Annotated in this window: 17 protein-coding genes; 6 read left to right on the forward strand and 11 right to left on the reverse strand. The window is 67.3% G+C overall.

The window, feature by feature from the left end; all coding sequences use genetic code 11:
• Positions 1 to 38: 38 nt before the first annotated feature.
• The 3 genes from K343_RS0114590 to K343_RS0114600 form a co-directional block, all read right to left on the reverse strand.
• Entirely contained in the window at positions 39 to 950 is a 912-nt protein-coding gene (locus tag K343_RS0114590; RefSeq protein WP_028008703.1) for a hypothetical protein, read from the reverse strand.
• Between the two features lie 41 nt (positions 951 to 991).
• Positions 992 to 1,819, reverse strand: a complete 828-nt coding sequence (locus K343_RS23570; RefSeq protein ID WP_154662590.1) for an ADYC domain-containing protein — start codon at positions 1,817 to 1,819, stop codon at positions 992 to 994.
• A gap of 76 nt (positions 1,820 to 1,895) precedes the next feature.
• The gene (locus K343_RS0114600; protein ID WP_028008704.1) at positions 1,896 to 2,174 is read right to left on the reverse strand and encodes a hypothetical protein; all 279 of its coding nucleotides are present in this window, start codon (positions 2,172 to 2,174) and stop codon (positions 1,896 to 1,898) included.
• Between the two features lie 589 nt (positions 2,175 to 2,763).
• Between K343_RS0114600 and K343_RS0114605 the strand changes: the two genes are divergently transcribed.
• Positions 2,764 to 3,627, forward strand: a complete 864-nt coding sequence (locus K343_RS0114605) for a putative esterase (protein WP_028008705.1) — start codon at positions 2,764 to 2,766, stop codon at positions 3,625 to 3,627.
• 42 nt (positions 3,628 to 3,669) lie between these two features.
• Here K343_RS0114605 and K343_RS0114610 read toward each other — a convergent pair whose 3' ends face one another.
• The 3 genes from K343_RS0114610 to K343_RS0114620 form a co-directional block, all read right to left on the reverse strand.
• A complete protein-coding gene (locus K343_RS0114610; protein WP_028008706.1) occupies positions 3,670 to 4,806 on the reverse strand; it encodes an alpha/beta hydrolase in 1,137 nt (378 codons plus the stop codon).
• 4 nt (positions 4,807 to 4,810) lie between these two features.
• Entirely contained in the window at positions 4,811 to 5,986 is a 1,176-nt protein-coding gene (locus K343_RS0114615) for a thiolase C-terminal domain-containing protein (RefSeq protein WP_028008707.1), read from the reverse strand.
• 71 nt (positions 5,987 to 6,057) lie between these two features.
• A complete protein-coding gene (locus tag K343_RS0114620; protein ID WP_051278477.1) occupies positions 6,058 to 6,501 on the reverse strand; it encodes a Zn-ribbon domain-containing OB-fold protein in 444 nt (147 codons plus the stop codon).
• Between the two features lie 110 nt (positions 6,502 to 6,611).
• Here K343_RS0114620 and K343_RS0114625 point away from each other — a divergent pair, with 110 nt between their 5' ends.
• The 3 genes from K343_RS0114625 to K343_RS0114635 all read left to right on the forward strand — a co-directional run bounded on the left by K343_RS0114625 (position 6,612) and on the right by K343_RS0114635 (position 7,911).
• A complete protein-coding gene (locus K343_RS0114625; protein ID WP_028008709.1) occupies positions 6,612 to 7,229 on the forward strand; it encodes an HD domain-containing protein in 618 nt (205 codons plus the stop codon).
• Between the two features lie 227 nt (positions 7,230 to 7,456).
• Positions 7,457 to 7,591, forward strand: a complete 135-nt coding sequence (locus K343_RS25210) for a hypothetical protein (RefSeq protein ID WP_020649894.1) — start codon at positions 7,457 to 7,459, stop codon at positions 7,589 to 7,591.
• A 74-nt stretch (positions 7,592 to 7,665) separates the two neighbouring features.
• Positions 7,666 to 7,911, forward strand: a complete 246-nt coding sequence (locus tag K343_RS0114635; protein ID WP_028008710.1) for a hypothetical protein — start codon at positions 7,666 to 7,668, stop codon at positions 7,909 to 7,911.
• A 13-nt stretch (positions 7,912 to 7,924) separates the two neighbouring features.
• Here K343_RS0114635 and K343_RS0114640 read toward each other — a convergent pair whose 3' ends face one another.
• The 4 genes from K343_RS0114640 to K343_RS0114655 all read right to left on the reverse strand — a co-directional run bounded on the left by K343_RS0114640 (position 7,925) and on the right by K343_RS0114655 (position 14,298).
• Positions 7,925 to 8,761: an NAD-dependent protein deacetylase gene (locus K343_RS0114640; protein ID WP_028008711.1), complete on the reverse strand. Its 837-nt coding sequence runs from the start codon at positions 8,759 to 8,761 to the stop codon at positions 7,925 to 7,927.
• Positions 8,762 to 8,816: 55 nt separating this feature from the next.
• Entirely contained in the window at positions 8,817 to 10,157 is a 1,341-nt protein-coding gene (locus K343_RS0114645; RefSeq protein ID WP_154662591.1) for a hypothetical protein, read from the reverse strand.
• A gap of 212 nt (positions 10,158 to 10,369) precedes the next feature.
• A complete protein-coding gene (locus tag K343_RS0114650) occupies positions 10,370 to 12,916 on the reverse strand; it encodes a CaiB/BaiF CoA transferase family protein (RefSeq protein WP_051278495.1) in 2,547 nt (848 codons plus the stop codon).
• A gap of 281 nt (positions 12,917 to 13,197) precedes the next feature.
• Positions 13,198 to 14,298 carry an amidohydrolase family protein gene (locus K343_RS0114655; RefSeq protein WP_028008714.1) on the reverse strand — a complete coding sequence of 367 codons (1,101 nt, stop codon included), beginning with the start codon at positions 14,296 to 14,298 and terminating at the stop codon, positions 13,198 to 13,200.
• Between the two features lie 197 nt (positions 14,299 to 14,495).
• On the opposite strand from K343_RS0114655, the gene K343_RS0114660 reads away from it, so the two are divergent.
• Both K343_RS0114660 and K343_RS24615 read left to right on the forward strand, forming a co-directional pair.
• A complete protein-coding gene (locus tag K343_RS0114660; RefSeq protein WP_028008715.1) occupies positions 14,496 to 15,035 on the forward strand; it encodes an REP-associated tyrosine transposase in 540 nt (179 codons plus the stop codon).
• Positions 15,036 to 15,291: 256 nt separating this feature from the next.
• Positions 15,292 to 15,954 carry a hypothetical protein gene (locus K343_RS24615; protein ID WP_154662592.1) on the forward strand — a complete coding sequence of 221 codons (663 nt, stop codon included), beginning with the start codon at positions 15,292 to 15,294 and terminating at the stop codon, positions 15,952 to 15,954.
• A gap of 242 nt (positions 15,955 to 16,196) precedes the next feature.
• Here K343_RS24615 and K343_RS0114670 read toward each other — a convergent pair whose 3' ends face one another.
• Complete coding sequence (locus K343_RS0114670) at positions 16,197 to 17,243, reverse strand: AraC family transcriptional regulator (protein ID WP_028008716.1); 1,047 nt, start codon at positions 17,241 to 17,243, stop codon at positions 16,197 to 16,199.
• Positions 17,244 to 17,292: the final 49 nt, after the last annotated feature.

A 17,292-nucleotide genomic window follows, 5' to 3' on the forward strand; every position in this document is an offset into this window, starting at 1 on the left:
GGTGCCGCCAGCAAGCCCGTCGCGAACGCCATGTCGAATCAGCCGTCGCTGATACGCGGCGGCCAGCTGCCGCCGGTCTGCACCGCCGGCAGCAGCACGCAGACCATCGGCGCCACGTCGCTCGCGGCCAGCTCGATGTCGTTGCCGTCGCCGCCACGATAGCTAATCGTTAGCGCGACATGATCCTCGGTGCAGCCGACATAGCTGCCTTCCGGCAGGCCAGTGAAACGCCCGCTCGCATAACGACCGATATCGATGATGCGGAAGCGATCGCCGGCGGCGGGGCGGAAGCCGTAGAAAAGGCTGAGGCGCAGACGGCCATCGATCTGCGCCGTATCGGCGTGCAACGTCGCATAGTGGCCCACGCCGGCCTCGACCTGCAGCGTGCCGGCGGCGTCGCGCGACAGGCTCGCGGGGCGCCGGCCGCCAAGGCCGAACTCGACGGTAGCCGACGTTTTCAGCACGAGGTCGCGCCTCGACTTCGGCGTCGGATTGAGCAGCATCCCGCCGGCGCCGAAGCCGTTCCACGGCCACAGCACGCATTCGACAACCTGCGCCGGACTGCAGGCCAGACGCGCCTGGGCACTGCCGTCGACGATCAGCGTCTCGCCGACGCTGGCGCTGGCGCGATGCACCACGCTGCCGTTCTGTACGAGGATCTCGTCTCGGGTCTGCATGAGCGTGCCGGGCAGGGTTTCCAGCAGGGCGGCGTCGCGCACGATGAGATCGCGGATGCGCACCGTCACCGCGCCGCGCGCCGGATCGATCTGCACGCGGCTGCGGCCGGCGATGACGACGTCGTCGTCCGCGCCCGGTATACGACCGCTGCTCCAGTTGGCAGCGTCGAACCAGTTGCCGTCGCTGCCGATGTAACGGACCGTCGTCTGCGCTGCAACCTGCAGACTCAAGGCACCCAGCGCGACCCCGGCGCCCATGTAAACAGCCTTCATTTCATCACTCCTGCAAGAACCGAGCGGAGCCGATGCCTCGCTCAGGGCGTCGGCAGCGGAGACGGGGATAAACGGGAGGTGTTGAACAGGCGGGCGCCGAGCGCACGCGCGACCGGCTCGTCGCAAAAGGCGATGCGCGCCAGGCGTGGACACTGCGCCAGCAGCCGTTCGCGACTCAGCAGATCGGTCCATCGCGTGTGCCGCAAGCAGACCGCGCCGTCCGGCGACCAGCCGGCTTCGAAAGAAAAGCTCGGATCGTCGCCAAGGCCGCGCACCTGGACGGCAAGGTCGTCGTAGACGTCGATCATGGTGCCGTTCCTGGTATGCGCATGGCCGTCGCCGCAGTAGTCGGCGCGCACCATGCGCACGCATGCCGCGTGCAGCGGCACCAGATCTTCGCCATGCGGGCCGCGCGCCCACGGCTTGTAGCCGAAGCGCGCACACTTGACGACGGCGCCGGACGCACAGCTCAGCGTGATCGCGTGATCGCGGCCGGGGTGATCCTCCGGCAGCGACACCGGGAAGCCCCAGCGTTCGCCATAGGCGTTCGGCTCGCAGGCTGGCTGCCAGCCGCCCCGGCCGTCAGGCACCTCGAAGTCGTGGCGCAGGATGTCCGGGTGTTCCGGGTCGGGCGTGATCGCTGCGAGCCTCAGCGCCGCGAGCTGATCGCCGTCCAGCGCGAGATAGACCGTCGCCCCGGCCAGCTCGGTACCGCGCAGCACGCGGCCGTCCGGCAGACGCAGCACGAAGGCGCTGCCGTCGACCGTCAGCGCCTTCGTTTCAGCCTTCAGGGATACGGCGGTGCTGGACTGGGCGAAGCCCAGCGCGATGATCAGTGCGAATCTGCGCATCAGCGTGGACAAGGACATGATGAGACTCCGGGTTGCGGTTGCGCGGGGCCGCGGCGATTCGCCGGCGGCGCTCGGCGAATCGCCTATGGCAGGCTCAGCGAACCGGAATCAGCTCACCGCTCGGCAGGCGCACCGCGACCGGCTCGCCGGCGCGCGCCTGAGCCGGCATCGCGTTCAGCATCACGCCCTGCAACACCGGACCGTTCATGCGCATGCCGTTGAGCACCACGCCCTGAAGGACAGGGCCATTCATGCGCATGCCATTGAGCTGCACACCCTGCAGCACGGGACCGGCGTGCGCCGGAACGGCGAGCGCGGTGGCGGTGAGCGCCGACAGCGCAGCGACAGCGGAAACGTAGGACTTGTGGATCATGGCGGGACTCCTCTCTGGATGACGAAGGAGACATTCCTTCGTTGCGGCCCAGACTAGGTCCCGACGGTTTCCTGCCGACGTCGCGGCGCTGAAACATGATGTCAACGCGGTTTCAGCTGCGAGCAGTTTCACAGTTCGCGGCGCCGCTCGCGCTTGGAGAAGGAGCCGAATCTCTGCGCAGCCCCACCTGCCGCAAATGCTGGCGGGGTTGCGCCCGCAGGTGCGCTGGATTGCGTGAGGTCTTGGGTCGATCGGCGCCGGACTCTTCTACGGCACCACCCGTAGATTCACCATCCCGCCGGTCACCGGTTATCCATTGTCTTCAGGGCCGAGTCTTCGCAAACTCACGCCCAGACCAGTTTCCACCGTGATCTAAGGTTCATCCACCGCGCTGTGGGGCATGACGCAGAGTTCCGCTGTGCTGGCAGAGCTTCAGAAGGCGGTGACTTCGGCGCAATGAGCGAACTTGGAAGGTATCGGTATACATCCATCGTACTTCGCCCTATGCAGGATCATGCTGCACGAAGCGACAAGCTGGGCCCTCAGCCCAAACGGCAAATGGCCATTACCATTCAGCGAGAGGATATGCGTGAAAGCGAGAATCATTGAATCCGACGGCATACGCATCTATTCGGAGAGCTTCGGAAACACGCAAGACCCGACGGTTCTCCTGATCATGGGGGCGACGGCCTCCGGCGCATGGTGGCCCGACGAGTTCTGCACGGCTTTGGCCGGCAGCGGGCGCTTTGTGATCCGCTATGACCATCGGGATACGGGTGGCTCAACGAGCTACGAGCCGGGCGCGGCACCGTACAGCGTGGAGGATCTCGCCGACGATGCGGTTCGCGTCCTCAACGGATACGGCATACAGAAAGCTCACGTCGTCGGAATGTCGCTCGGCGGCTATATCTCCCAGCTGCTCGCCCTGAAAGTTCCCGATCAAATCCTGACGGTCACTACCATCGCTTCCGAGCGATTGGCCTCCGCGGATCCCGCGATGCCGGGCATTGCTCCGGAACTGCTGGAATATCATTCACGTGCCGCCGACCTCGACTGGAGCGACCGGGACGCCGTCATCGAGTACTGGGTCGGCGCATGGAGACTGCTCTCCGGTTCCGCACATGAATTCGACCCCGAACTGATCCGCAAAATGGCGGCGACGGACCTAGCACGGACGCCCAATCCGCTCACGGCCTTCAATCATGCAGCGCTTGGCGACGCCGTCGGCTGGCTCGACCGGCTAAAGGAAATCCGGCAGGCGACGCTCGTGATCCATGGTACGGACGACATCGTGCTGCCGTATGTCCACGCCGAGGCTTTGCACAAGGCGATTCCGAACGCGCGGCTCATGACACTGGATGGCGTCGGGCACGAGCTGCCGCGCGCGGTATGGCCGGATGTCCTGAGGGAGATTCATCAACACACCGGCGTTGGCGAGCAAGGCCCTGCATGAGGCCGCATGGCGATTACGCCACGTGGCCCGGGGCTCTGCCGCCTACGGCATCAGCCCCTCCAGCCAGTTCGCGACGCGGCGGAACAGCTGCGCGCGCGCCGGGAAGAGGAAGTGGCTGTGGCCGGTTTCGGGCAGCACTTGCAGCGTGACGTCGAAGGAGCCGGTGAACGCGGTCGGCACCTGATGGACGGGGCCGACCATGTCGCGCTCGCCGACGCCGAGGAAGACCGGCACACGGATGCCGGCCGCTTCCGGCGCGACGTTGCCGGGCACCATCGACAGCATCGCCGGCACCGGCAGCATGCAGTCGGTCGCGGCTTTGAGTGCGGCGATGCCGCGCGGCTCGGCCTTCTTGCTGCCGAACAGTTCCGCGTTGCCGGCGCGCGCGGCGTGAATCACCGGAAACGGGTTGTCGCCGAACATCTTGCGCGCCACGTCGACGAGCAGCGGACGCGCAGCGAGCGGATCGTCCAGCGCCTTGAACGCGGGCGGCGCGTATTCCGGCAGGCCGCGTGTGGAGAAGCCGAGCAGCACGACGCCGGCGTGCGGCGCGTGCGCGGCCTGCTGCAGGATCGTCATCATCGCGCCCATCGAATGGCCGACGCCGACGCTGACGAGATCCGGCAGCGCCGCGAGCTGCGGATGCGCGCGGCCGGCGCGCAGCTGCGCCATCAGCGTCTCGTGGACCTGGCGGTTGATCGCGGTGAGCGTCTCCGGCGTGCAGCGCCAGCCGTCGTCCGGCTTGCTGCTGTCGCCGAGGCCGAGGTAGTCGACGCTGGCGACGACGTAGCCCTGCGCGGCCATCGTCCGCGCGAAGCTGAAGCTGGTGTCGAGCGGACGCTCGCCCTCTCCCACCGCTCGCGTCGCGAGCGCTTCACCCTCTCCCGCAATGCGGGAGAGGGAACTCGAAGGGTTTGCTCGCCCGGATGAGGCTGGATCGCGCGCCGGCGCTTCGGCCCGCGGAATCAGATCGCCCGCGCCCGCTTCGGTGGGCGGGATCAAGTCGTAGTAGCGGCGGTTCATGTTGCCGCCGGGCAGGCACCACAGCAGCGCGCGCGGCGTGACGCCGGGCGGCGGCGCGAACAGGTCGACGGCGATGCGCAGCGCGCCCTCGCCCGCCGGCTCGATGCCGGCGTCGAGCTGCAGCGTGAGCGGCGCCGACGGCCGTGCCGCGTTCACGCGCTCAGGCCTTTTCGAGCACCGCGCCGGCCATGCCGGACGAGATCAGCACGTGCTCGACGGTCTTGTTCGTGATCTGGTTGTACGAGCTGCCGCGGATCTGGCGCACGCCCTCGATCATGCTGTTCATGCCGTGGATGTAGGCCTCGCCGGTCAGACCGCCGTTGGTGTTGACCGGCAGCGCGCCGTCGAGCGCCATGCCGCCGCCCTTGACGAAGTCCTTGGCCTCGCCCGGCTTGCAGAAGCCGAAGGCTTCGAGCTGCAGCAGCACGTGCGGCGTGAAGGCGTCGTACAGCGCCGCCATCTGCATGTCGGAGGGCTTGAGGCCGGTCATCGCCCACAGGCGCTTGGCGACGCCCTTGGCCTCCGGCATTTCGGTGAGATCTTCGTGGTAGTAGTTGGAGATCACTTCCACGTTGTACGGAATCGACTGCGTGGCGCCGACGATCTTCACCGGCGGCTGCTTGAGGTCGCGCGCGCGTTCGAGGCTGGTGACGAGGATCGCCACACCGCCGTCGCTTTCCTGGCAGCAGTCGAGCAGACGCAGCCACGGCTCCTGGATCCACTTCGAGTTCTGGTGATCTTCGATCGTGATCGGCTTGCCGTAGAACCAGGCCGCCGGATTCTTCGCCGCGTAGGCGCGCTGCTGCACGCTGATGTAGGCGAGGTCGCGGTTGGTGACGCCATAGGTGTGCATGTAGCGCGCCGCCTGCAGCGCACCCCAGCTCGCCGGCGTCATCGCGCCGTACGGCACGCACCAGAGCAGCGAGCCGGTGCCGTTGCCCGACTGGTACTGCATCTGCTGTTGTTGCGGGTTCTGGCCGAAGCGGTACTGGCTGCGCTCGTTCATCGCGCGCCAGATCAGCACGTTGTTGCACAGGCCGGCGTTGACCATGGCCATGGCCTGATAGATCGTCGCCGCCGCCGCCGCGCCGCCGCCCGGAATGCGCGTGGTGTACGCCAGATCCTTCACGCCGAGGCAGCGCGCGAGATTGACCTCGTCGCTGTTGTCGATCGTGAACGTGATCATGCCGTCGATGTCGTGCGGGCTGATGCCGGCGTCGTCGCAGGCGGCCTTGGCGCACTCGGCGGCGAGCTGCAGCTCGCTGCGCCCGGAGGCCTTGGAGAATTCGGTCTGGCCGATGCCGGCGATCGCGGCATCCGTGAACTTTCTGGTCATGCTTTTTTCCGTTTCGCGCTGGCGCGCGTGAAGCAGTCGTCGTGAACGAAGCCGTGCGGCGGGCGGCGCGCCTACACGCGCGGGCGGAACACCGGCACCTTGTGGTTGTTCATCGTCGGCTCGAACGCGACCTCGACCGGCATGTCGGCCTTGATCTCGTCGTAGCCGATGCCGACCACGTTCGACACCATGCGGATGCCTTCCTCGAGCTGGATCACCGCGACGATCGGCGATTCCTTGAAGCCGAACGGCTGCGGATGGCGCGGGATGGTCCAGCCGAGCACGGTGCCGCGGCCGGACAGCGGCACGATCTGGCGGTTGAGGCTGAAGCACTGCGGGCACATCGGCCGCGGCGGAAACGTGAACAGCCCGCAGTCGCCGCACTTCTGGCCGACGAACTGCTCCTGGTCGGCGGCGTCCCAGAAGAACTTCGCGTCGAGCGTGACGATCGGCGGAATGCGGGTCGGCTTGGGCGCGGCAGAGGCGGCCGGCGCGTTGTCGGTCGGAGTGCTCATGCAAATCTCGGATGATGGTCGCATTTGACGATAGCGGGTCGCGAACCGCGGCAGCCTGACGCAAACGGGTGAGCCGATTGCCGTAAGCTCCACCCAACTCGGGGAACAGCATGAACCTGCACGAGCATTGGTTAGAGTCTTGGCGGCAACTCGGTGCATCGGCGACTGACGAATCGCTTTACCTGCAGCTTGTTGCGTGCTACTCGGAGCCGCATCGGCACTACCATACGGTGCAGCACCTTACGGAGTGCCTTGCACTCCTCGAAGCGGTAGAGGATCAGGCTGACCGCCCTGCTGAAGTCGCCATCGCACTATGGTTTCACGATGCCGTGTACCAACCGAAGCGGCACGATAACGAGCAGAAGAGTGCGGACTGGGCCAGCCGGTCGATTCTGGCTGCCGGCATCGACCACAGCGTCGCCGATCGCATACATGGTCTGATACTGGCGACTCGGCACAATGCCGCAGCCACCGGCCGCGACGCGCAGGTGCTGGTGGACATAGATCTGGCCATTCTCGGCGCTTCGCCCGAGCGCTTTGCCGAATACGAGGCTCAGGTACGCAAAGAATACGCGTGGGCAATCGGCCCGCTTTATCGGCGCGGACGACGCAAGGTACTTGAAGAGTTCATGGCTCGCCCCACGATCTACAGCACCGAATCGTTCCGATCCACGCGAGAAGCACAAGCGCGCATCAATATCTCGCGGTCTCTGGCTGCTCTGCGCTGAGCTGCAGGGCCTTCGCGGCTCGACTTGCCGGCCACGGGAGCGTATTCTCGCCGCCCTTCCCCAGCCGTCGGCGTGTTCCACGCCCCCAGCGGAGATCGTCCGCCGGCCCTCCGATCGCACGCGCCCCTGCGCCTCGTTCCCTGGACCCGCGCAGGCCGGCAGCTCGCCGGCATCCCGTCGGCGCATCCGCTGCCGACGCCCGTCAACCGCACTGCGGAGCGATAGCGATGGCCAAGCCCAACTACGGTTTCGAGAAGCGTCAGCGCGAGCTGGCCAAGAAAAAGAAGAAGGACGAGAAGGAACAGCGCAAGGCCGCGACGCGCGCCGGCACCCCGCCGGCACCGGACGCCACCGAATCCTGAGCGCGGCGCCCCGTGCGCCAAGCCCGCGATCCGGCGATGCGTCGCCCCGCGCTTATTCCCAACGGAGAATCTCCATGGCCAAGTCCCTTTATCACATCCGCCTCATCAACAAGGGCCGCGAGAAGGACTATTTCGATTTCTGGCGCCGCCAGCTGCACGCCAACGCCGCCGGCGAAACGCTGACCGCGGATCTGGTCGGCTTCGAAGTCACGCAGAGCGGCAACTCGCTCGAAGACGCGCTCGCCGCCGTGCGCCGCAAGCACGCCGGCCTGCAGATCGACACGCAGAGCACGCGCGTCGAAGAAGCCGAGGTCGACTGAGTGCGCGACGCGCTCAATCGGCAGCGGCGAGCGCGTCGCTGCCGAGCAGGAAGGCCAGCGCCTCGGCGCAGGGCGCGGCTACCTTCAGCGCCAGCAGAGCGTCGGCGCGCGTGCGGCCGAGGTTGACGGCGGCAATCGGCTTGCCGGCACGCGCCGCGGCCTGCGCGAAGCGATAGCCGGACCACACCATCAGCGACGAGCCGACCACCAGCATCGCGTCGGCCTCGTGCAGCGCCGCCATCGCCGCGTCGACGCGCTCGCGCGGCACGTTCTCGCCGAAGAACACCACATCCGGCTTCAGCAGGCCGCCGCACTGCGCACAAGCCGGCACGTCGAAGGCGGAGAAGTCGCGGCCGTCGAGATCGGCGTCGCCGTCCGGCGCCTGACCGGCATCGAGCGCCGCCCACTCCGGATTGCGCTGCAACAGCTCGTGCTGGAAATCCGCACGCCTCAGGTTGTGTCCGCAGGACAGACAGCGGACGCGGTCGATGCGGCCGTGCAGGTCGACGACCGCCTCGCTGCCGGCCGCCTGATGCAGACCATCGACGTTCTGCGTCAGCAGCAGACCGATGCCGCCACGCCGGCCGTGCGCGGCGAGCGCGCGATGCGCGTCGTTCGGATGCGCCCGGCTCAGCCAGCGCCAGCCGACCAGGCTGCGCGCCCAGTAGCGCCGCCGCGTCAGCGGCTCGTGCACGAAAGCCTGATAGGTGACCGGCGGCGTGCGCTTCCACGCGCCGTCGGCGTCGCGGTAGTCGGGAATGCCGGAGCCGGTGCTGACGCCGGCGCCGGTCAGCACGAACAGGCGCGGATGCGCGATGACGAATTCCTGTAGATCGGCCGGCAGCTTCATGCCGCGAGCATAGAGCAGCGCGCGCCGGCGCGGCGCGCACGCCGGGCCCTTGCGATCAGGGCCCTTCGTAGAGCCGCAGCGCGATGCGCGAGGTCGTGACGCCCGCCGCGCCGCCGCCCGATTCGTCGCTGTCGCTGGCGTCCCAGACGAAGGCGATGCCGCCGCCGGCATCCGTCGCCACGTCCGGATACTCGATCAGTCCGAGCGGATCGCGCGCCGCGACCGTGAAGCCGCCATCGAGCGCCGCGCCGCCGGTCGCGTAGCGCCGCGCGCGAATCGCCGCGCCGTCCTCCCAAGCCACCACGTAGTTGCCGACGGCGTCGCTGGCCACCGCGGGCCAGCGCGGGTAGCCGCCGTCGTCGGCATCGACGCGCGCCTCGAAGCTGCCGAGGCCGAGGTCGGCCGGGTAGCGGCGGGTATAGAGGCCGACGTCGTAGTCGCCCCAGCCGCGCGCGCTGCGCCGGTAGGCGACGACATACGCGCCGGCAGCGTCCATCGCCACGGCCGGCGTCGCCTGATCGCGCTGCAGCGAGACCAGACGCTTGCCTTCGGGACGGCCGGCGGCGTCGTAGCGGCGCGCGTAGACGCCGGACAGCACCGCCAGCGATTCGCCGATGCGGTTCCAGGCGACGACGAAACGGCCGTCCGGCGCCATCGACGCGGCGACGCGATCCTCGCCGCTGCCGGCCGCCAGCGGCAGCACCAGCAGGCTGATCTCGGCGCTGCCGGTGGCATCGACCGTCTGCAGCGCCGGCGCCGGCGCGGCGCCGGAATCGCCGCCGGGGTAACGGCGCAGGCGCACCGAGTAGCCGCCGATGCGCGCGCACAGACCGATGCCGTAACCGCAGCCGTACCAGTTGCCGCGCTCGACGTAGCGCCCCTGCGCCCAGGCGACGACGAAAGCGCCGGCCGCGTTCATCGCGATCGCCGGGCTCTCGATCGCTGTCTCGCCGACGCGCGCGTCGAAGGGCTCGCTGACCGGCTCCGCATCGCCGAGCGGCGTGGCGTCGGCGGCGTAGCGACGCAGGTAGATGCCGCGCGCGGCCGCGCCGAGATCCGACCAGGCGACGACGAAACGCCCGACGCCGTCGATGGCGACATCCGGCAGGCCGACGTCGCCGTTCGCAACCAGGAAGTCCGGCCCCTTCGGCGTGCCGCCGGCGGACAGCAGGCGGCCGCGCACGCCGCCATGACTGCGCCAGACGACGACCAGATCGCCGCTGCCGCTGCGCGCGACGGCGCTCTGGTAGTAGGTATCGTCGGTGCTCGACGCCACCGTGAACGGCGGCCCGAGCGGCTCGCCCGGCGCCGCGCGCACGCCCTCGCTCAGCGTCAGCGCCAGCAGCGCCACTCCGACCGCGCGCCAGCTTCCCTGCCGCCGTTCGCAAATCCGCATGGCATTCCCCCTCGCTGTTCCGGCGCTCGCCGCCGTGCGGCCGCAGCGGCGGCGCGAGCGATCATCGACGGCGCCGGCGGCGCGGCGTGAGGGCGAATCGCCGACGCGGCTTGTCGGCGCGACGGAGCACCGACGGTGCGACGGCGCCCACGAAAAAGCCCCCGCCGGCGAAAAAGCCGGCGGGGGCCCGGGTGCCGCGCAGCGCTACGCGTCTACTGCTTGGCTTCCTTCTCCAGCAGGCTCGCCATGCCGGGCTTCGGCGCCTGCGGCTGTGCCGCCGCCGGCCGCGGCGGCATGCGCGGCATGCCGGCGAAGCCGATCGCGAACTGCTCTTCCATGGTCTTGATCTCGTCTTCGCCGTAGCCCATGCCGGCGAGGATTTCCTTGGTGTGCTCGCCGACCAGCAGCGGACGCCCCTGGATCACGCCGGGCGTGTCGGACAGCGAGAACAGCAGGCCGATCTGGTCGAGCTTGCCGACCACCGGGTGCGGGTAACTGACGACCATCTTCGCCTTCTGGAACGCCGGCACGTCGTGCAGCTTGCGCGAGAACTCGGCATCGACGATCTCGACCGGCACGCCGGCCTGGTCGAGCGCGGCGAACGCGTCCTGCGCGGTCTGCGCCTTGATCTTGGCCGCGAGCGTCGTCGCCAGCGCCGCATCGTCGGCGGCGGCGTCGGCGGCGATGCCGTAGGTTTCGAGCAGCGCCGCGCGCTGCGGACCGCGCGTGGCGGCGACGCAGATCCAGCCGTCGGCCGCCTCATAGAGGCGATGCGTCGCCGAGTAGCCGAGCTGCAGCGCGCCGATGCGCGGCCGCGCGAAGCCTTCGCCGTTCGGCTTGGCGACCGCGTAGCTGGTGTTGAGCAGCGCCGCGTTGATGATCGAGGTGTCGACGAACTGGCCCTCGCCGGTGCGGTCGCGATGGTAGATCGCGTTGCAGATGGCGATCGCCGAGAGGAAGCCGTTGCCGGTGTCGCCGAAGCTAGTGAAGCTCCACAGCGGCCGGCCCTCGACGCCGTTTTCCGCGCGCGCCATGCCGCCGTCCTCGAACTGGATGCCGGACAGGCAGGCGCCGGTCTGATCGTTGCCGGGCAGACCGGCGCGCACGCCGCGCTCGAAGCCGCGCGTGTGGCAGTAGATCAGCTTCGGGTTGATCTTCTTCAGCGATTCGTAATCGATCTTCAGACGCTCGGCGGCGTCGTAGCGCATGTTGTGCTGCACGACGTCGGCCTTGGCGACCAGATCGAGCAGGATCTTCATCGCGCGCGGGTCTTTGAGGTTCAGCGTGATCGACTTCTTGCCGCGGTTCGCCATGTAGGCGATGTGCACGCGATGCCAGAACAGATCGAACAGGCCGTTGATCTTGATGACCGTCGCGCCGAGATCGGACAGCAGCTGTGTGCCGAACGGACCGGCGATCGCCAGACCCAGATCGAGCACGACGATACCCTCGAGCGGCGCCTTGAGCTTCTTGCCATTGGCCGCCGCCGTCGCGGCCTTGGCTTCCCGGATGATCTTCGCCGCTTCGGCCTTGATCTCGTCGGTATTGGCGCCCGGCGGCACGGCCGGCGCGCCCGGCTTGCCCTGCGTGACACTCATGTTGAAGGCGTTGCCGACGGTGCGGATCGTGCCGAGCACCGGGTCATGGGTCTCGGTGACGCAGCCGTCTTCGAGGAAGGCCGGATCGGCGAGCGATTCCTCGACGCTGCGCACCGGCTGCATCGTCATCTCGGCGGTCGCCGCCGCGTCGACCCAGTCCTTGACCGGAAACTTGGCGACGGCTTCGGCGAGGATCGGCTGGTAGTGCGACATCACCAGGATTTCTTCCGGTCCGGTGCCGAAGCGGTCCGGATCGTTCTGCACGGTGAGGTCGGGCGAAGCGTTGAGCGTGTCGCCCTGCGCGGCCTGCAGGATGAAGCGCGGATTCGGCACCCAATTGTGCAGCCACTTGCCGTCGCGGGCCTTGAAGTGGCCCTTCGGCGACTTGCTGTTGAGGATCCAGGTGTCGAATCCCGGCGCGTCGATCTTCTCGGCACGCTGCCAGACGCCGGCGGCGCCGGCCATCGCGCCCTGCAGCAGCGAGGTTTCGACCCACTGTCCGCGGCCGGTGATCTCGCGTGCGCGCAGCGCCGCGGCGATGCCGAGCGAAGCGTTGAAGAACGCACCGAGGCTCGGCCATTGCGAGGCGACGAACAGCGGGCCCTCGCGCGGCGCGCCCTGCACCCAGTCCTGCGGGATTTCCAGATCCGGGAACGGATCGGGTTCGCCGTTCATGTGGTTGAGCGCGCCTTCCGGCCAGCCGCGCTGCTCGAACATCAGGCCGGTGCGGGCCTGCACCAGCGCGTCGATCGCCGGACGCTGGCTCAGCTCGTTGTCGCGGCCGTAGCCGGTGATCGAGCAGTAGATCAGGCGCGGGTTGAGCTGCGACAGCGTCGCGTAGTCGATGCCGAGCTTGGCGGTTTCACCGGGCGCGAACGATTCGACCAGCACGTCGGCGTTGCGCGCCAGCGCCAGCAGCGCCTCGCGGTCCTCGGCCTTGGTCAAATCGAGGAAGGCGCTCTTCTTGCCGCGCTGCCAGACGGTGTAGCCGAGGCGCTGCGGACCGTCCTCGAAGCGCGCCGGATCGCCGCCGGGCGGCTCGATCTTGATGACCTCGGCGCCGTTGTCGCCGAGCAGCATCGCCGTCATCGGTCCGGCCACGCCGGACGTCAGATCGAGCACTTTCAGATTCGCGAGAACACCAGTTGCCGGGGCAGCCATCGTGATTTCCTTCAACAATTCCAGATCATCGACGAGCTTACCCAGCGCCTTTGCGAAAGCGTCGTTCACTTGGACGAGGCCTGGGGATCACCGTCATTTTCGCGTAAGGGGGGATGAACTGACCTGAACGCGGACCGCTCCCTCTCCCCTCTGCGAGGGAAGAGGGCCGGGGTCAGGGGCCGCCTGATCGAGCACCGCGATCCGCGACCGCACCCCGGCCCGCCGGCCTGCAGGCCGGCGGGCGTTCGCAGGCTCGCAGCTACGCTGCTCGAAAGCCCGGCTCAGCCCAGCCCGAAGGTCTTCAGCGCGTTGCCGGACGTGATCTTGATGCGGTCGGCTTCCGGAATGCCGGCTTCCTTGAACTGGCTGACGACCTGCGCGCGCGAGTTCGGCCAGCACGTCGCCGGATGCGGGAAGTCGGTCGACCAGTACAGGCAGTCCGGACCGAAATACTTGTAGCACTCGGTCAGGCCGCGCGGCTCGTACATGAAGGTCGCGCCGCACTGCTGGCGGAAGGTTTCCGACGGCGGCCGCTTCACGCCCGGGAAGGTGTAGTGCTGGTGCATGCGCGGATCGAGCAGCGACTCGAAGAACCACGGCAGCCAGCCGAGGCCCGGCTCGACGAACAGCACCTTCATCTTCGGATACTTCTCCAGCGTGCCGGTGAGGATCCACATGCAGATCGTCTCGGCGAGCGGCGCCCAGGCCAGGCCGGTGAAGATGCCCTTCTGCGGCGTCGGGTCGCGGCGGAACACGTCCCACAGCGAGGCGCGCAGGTCGAGGTGGTTGAGGATCGTCAGCCCCGATTCCTCGATCAGCGACCACAGCGGCTCGTAGCGCTTGTCGTAGAAATCCGGCAGGCCGAGATCGGACGGGAACGGCGTCAGCTGCACGCAGCGCGCCTTGCGGTCGCGCACCAGGCGCTCGACTTCCTTGCACGCGAAATCGATGTCGTACAGCGGCAGCTGGTAGGCCGTCATCAGGCGCACCGGATCGTGCGCCGCGAAATCGGCCATCGCGTTGTTGTAGCCCTGGAAGACTTCCTTCCAGTTGTCGCCCATCAGGAACGGATTGGCGATCTTGGCGCCGGCCAGTTCCGGGAAGATCACCTCGGCATAGACGCCGTCGCGATCCATCGCCTTGAGCTTGCCTTCCGGATTGAAGTGGCCCGGGTCCTTGGCCGCTTCCGGGTCGACGAAATCTTCGAGTTCGAGCTGCTTCTGGCCGCCGCGCAGCACCTTGGCCGCGTATTCCTCGGCCTTCTTGTTGGCCTCGTCCCAGACCGCGTGCAGTTCCTTGCGCAGGCGCGCCTTCACCCAGTCGTCGGTGAAGTGCACGTGCGAATCCACCGAAACCAGTTTCTCGGCTGCCAGTTCACTCATGATGCGTCTCCTCGTGCTCGCGGCCTGTTGCCGGCTCGCTGAAATGAAGGCGCCCGGCGCGAAGCCGGGATCGGAGACGAGTCTAGGCAGGCGCGCACGGGCAACCCATAGCAAAAAGTGACAAGGTGCGCGAATCGTCGTGTCGTAGGGTGGGCAAAGCGTAGCGTGCCCACGCGGGCAATCGCACAATCGGTCCCATGTCCCGTTACCGCCGCAGCTCTTCACGAGGCGCTACGTACTTCTTCACCGTGGCGCTCGCTGACCGATCCAGCGCATTGCTCACCGAGTACATCGGATGGCTCCGCTCGGCCTACAGCGCCGCACGAATGGCGCAACCCTTCCGCACGGTCGCGATCTGCGTGATGCCCGAGCACCTGCATGCCATCTGGGAATTACCGCCGGACGACGCCGACTTCTCGATGCGATGGAGCCGCATCAAGGGCGGCTTTTCGCGCCACTTCGCCGCGGCGCCAGCGCGGAGCATGAGCAAACGACAGAAGCGCGAGAAAGGCCTGTGGCAGCGCCGCTTCTGGGAGCATCAGATACGTGACGAAGGCGACCTGGCGCGACACGTCGATTACATCCACTACAACCCCGTCAAACATGGCCTCGTATGTCGCGTCGCGGACTGGCCGTATTCGAGCTTCCATCGCTACGTCGAACGTGGTGCATTGCCGGTCCAGTGGGCCACCGACGTCGGCGATGCGCTGTCGCCGGAGGCCGGCGAACGACCATAATCCTTCGCGTGGGCACGCTGCGCTTTGCCCACCCTACGACTACCGCCGAATTCGGTATCGGCCAGTTCTCAGACCGAGGGAACATTCCGCTGCGCGATACGGCATCATGAGGCGGGGATTGCTCGGCGTGCTTAGGCCGCTTCGCGGAGAAACGGGTTATTGGAATCAAATGCTTAGTTGGATTTGCCACCACGCGCCGCGGTATGAATAGGCCGACCCCGGCATCCGTTTATTAACTGTTGGACCTAAAGCCGTTATGAGCCATTTTCTTGGATTAATTGAGCGGCTAAACATGCCTGCGGGGTGGCTTATCGCACTTCTTTTGACGACGGCACCTGTACTGATAGGTGTCCTCAGATCGATCATCACGTTTCACAACGAGTTCGTTCTGCATCGGCGGGCCAAAAATATTGAAAGAGCGCTTTCGTCGTTGCCTGCTTCAACCGTTGAGCATGACATCTTGGTTGAAGGGCGCGCCCAAGAGGCAGTCCTGATCAATATCGGCCTTCGTCTTTCTGGCATTGAAAGAAGTGTAGTCCTCCGCTGGGTGCAAAGTGCACCAGTGACTCTAGATTTGGTGCGAAGGTCATGGCCTCAAGTTACTTGGGAAGACGGAGTTCTTTTCCCTAGGTTGACTTGGTACGACAAGCTGTACATGTGGTACAGCATTGCCGTCTGCGCCTTCCTACTATTTGCAGGAGCACTAATGCTTTTGTTGGTTTTCAAGCAAGCTGCGCTCGAAGGAAAAGTTCAGCTTTTTCTCTTGCCATTTGCGTTATTTCTGACAGCAGGCTTGGTTGTTAAGCAGGTGGAGGCGTGCCTAGGTGCACGACGGTTAATCTATCGCTTGGAGAAGTTCGGTTGGTCCAACAAGGCGCTCCAGCCGACCGACCCCGCCTCCGGCGGGGCCGGCGGCTGAGCTGAGGCGTTGAACGACCGCTTCTGGCACATAGCATTCAGCCGGAGTTGTTGCGCCGCTTGCGCAGCGCCGCGCAGATGGAGCAGAAGGTCGGCGCATGAAGCGCCGGCCTTCTTCATCGCGACACCTATCAGGCTTCGACGAGCCGCATCCTGTCGCTGGTGATGTTCACGCCGGTCGAGGCGATTCCGGTGTTCAAGGAATCGGACGCGGCGGACATCCGTCAGCGCTGAACCCCTCCCTCAGCGCAGGCGCACCAGCTCCGGCACGCGCTGCGCCGCTTCGGCGCCGCGGCGCACGTCGAGCGGCGACAGGCCGGTCCAGGCCTTCAGCGCGCGTGTCAGGCCGTTGGGCTCGGCGAAACCGGCGCGCAGCGAGACCTCGCCGATCGGCAGCTCGCCGGCGTGCAGCCATTTCATCGCCAGCTCGCAGCGCACTTCTTCCTTGACCAGGCGGTAGCTCGAACACTCGGCCTGCAGGCGCCGGCGCAGGGTCTGGCTGCTCAGGTGCAGCGCGCCGGCGGCGTCCTCGATCGACGGCAGCGTCTGCAGCGCCTCGAGCTGGGCCTTGAGCCGCGCCTTGAGCTGCGACTTGAACGACACGTGCCCGCCGTACAGCGCCGCGCGGTCGAGGTCCTTCGGCGCCATGAAGCCGTTGAGGTCGGCGCGGCTGCGCACGACCGGCCGATCGAGATAACGCGCCGGGAGCAGCAGGCGCGGCTGCGCCTGCGAGAAGCGGCACAGGCCGCTGAGCATCTCCGAGTATTCCTCCGGGCTGCCGACGCGCGCGTGCGCGAAGTCGGCGGCGACCACCGGAATCTCCTCGCCGATCAGCCAGCCGGCGAGATGCGTCCACAGCATGAACCACCACTCGTTGAGGAAGCCCTGCGGATCGAGCCGCGGCTGCGCGATGTGCATCTCGATCGCCGCCAGCTCGCCGCCGGCCTGCAGCTCGAAACGGATGTCCGGCGTCTGGCTGGCGTAGAACGCAAACGCGCGCTGCAGCGTCGCGCCGAGCGCACCGCCGGTGACCGTGCCCTCGCACATCATCTCGAAGGTGCCGAGCGGGCATGGCGAGCGCGTGAAGCCGCAAAACTCGTCGGCCATCAGCAGCTTGAGATTGCGCGACACGCGGAAGAAGGTCTGCACGTCGATCGGCTCACGCTCGTCGCGCAGCAGCGCCGGCGCGATCGGGATCGCCTCGCAGATCGTGCGCTCGCCGTAGCCGCGCCGCGCCGCGCTGCGGATCAGCGTGCGCGCGTAGCGGTTGATCAGGCCCGGTGCTGGCATGGCGGAACGGGACGGCGGACGTCGGGAGCGAACGCCTCAGCAGCCTAGG

Origin of the sequence: Solimonas flava DSM 18980 (genome assembly GCF_000426685.1) — a bacterium.
Taxonomy (GTDB): domain Bacteria; phylum Pseudomonadota; class Gammaproteobacteria; order Nevskiales; family Nevskiaceae; genus Solimonas; species Solimonas flava.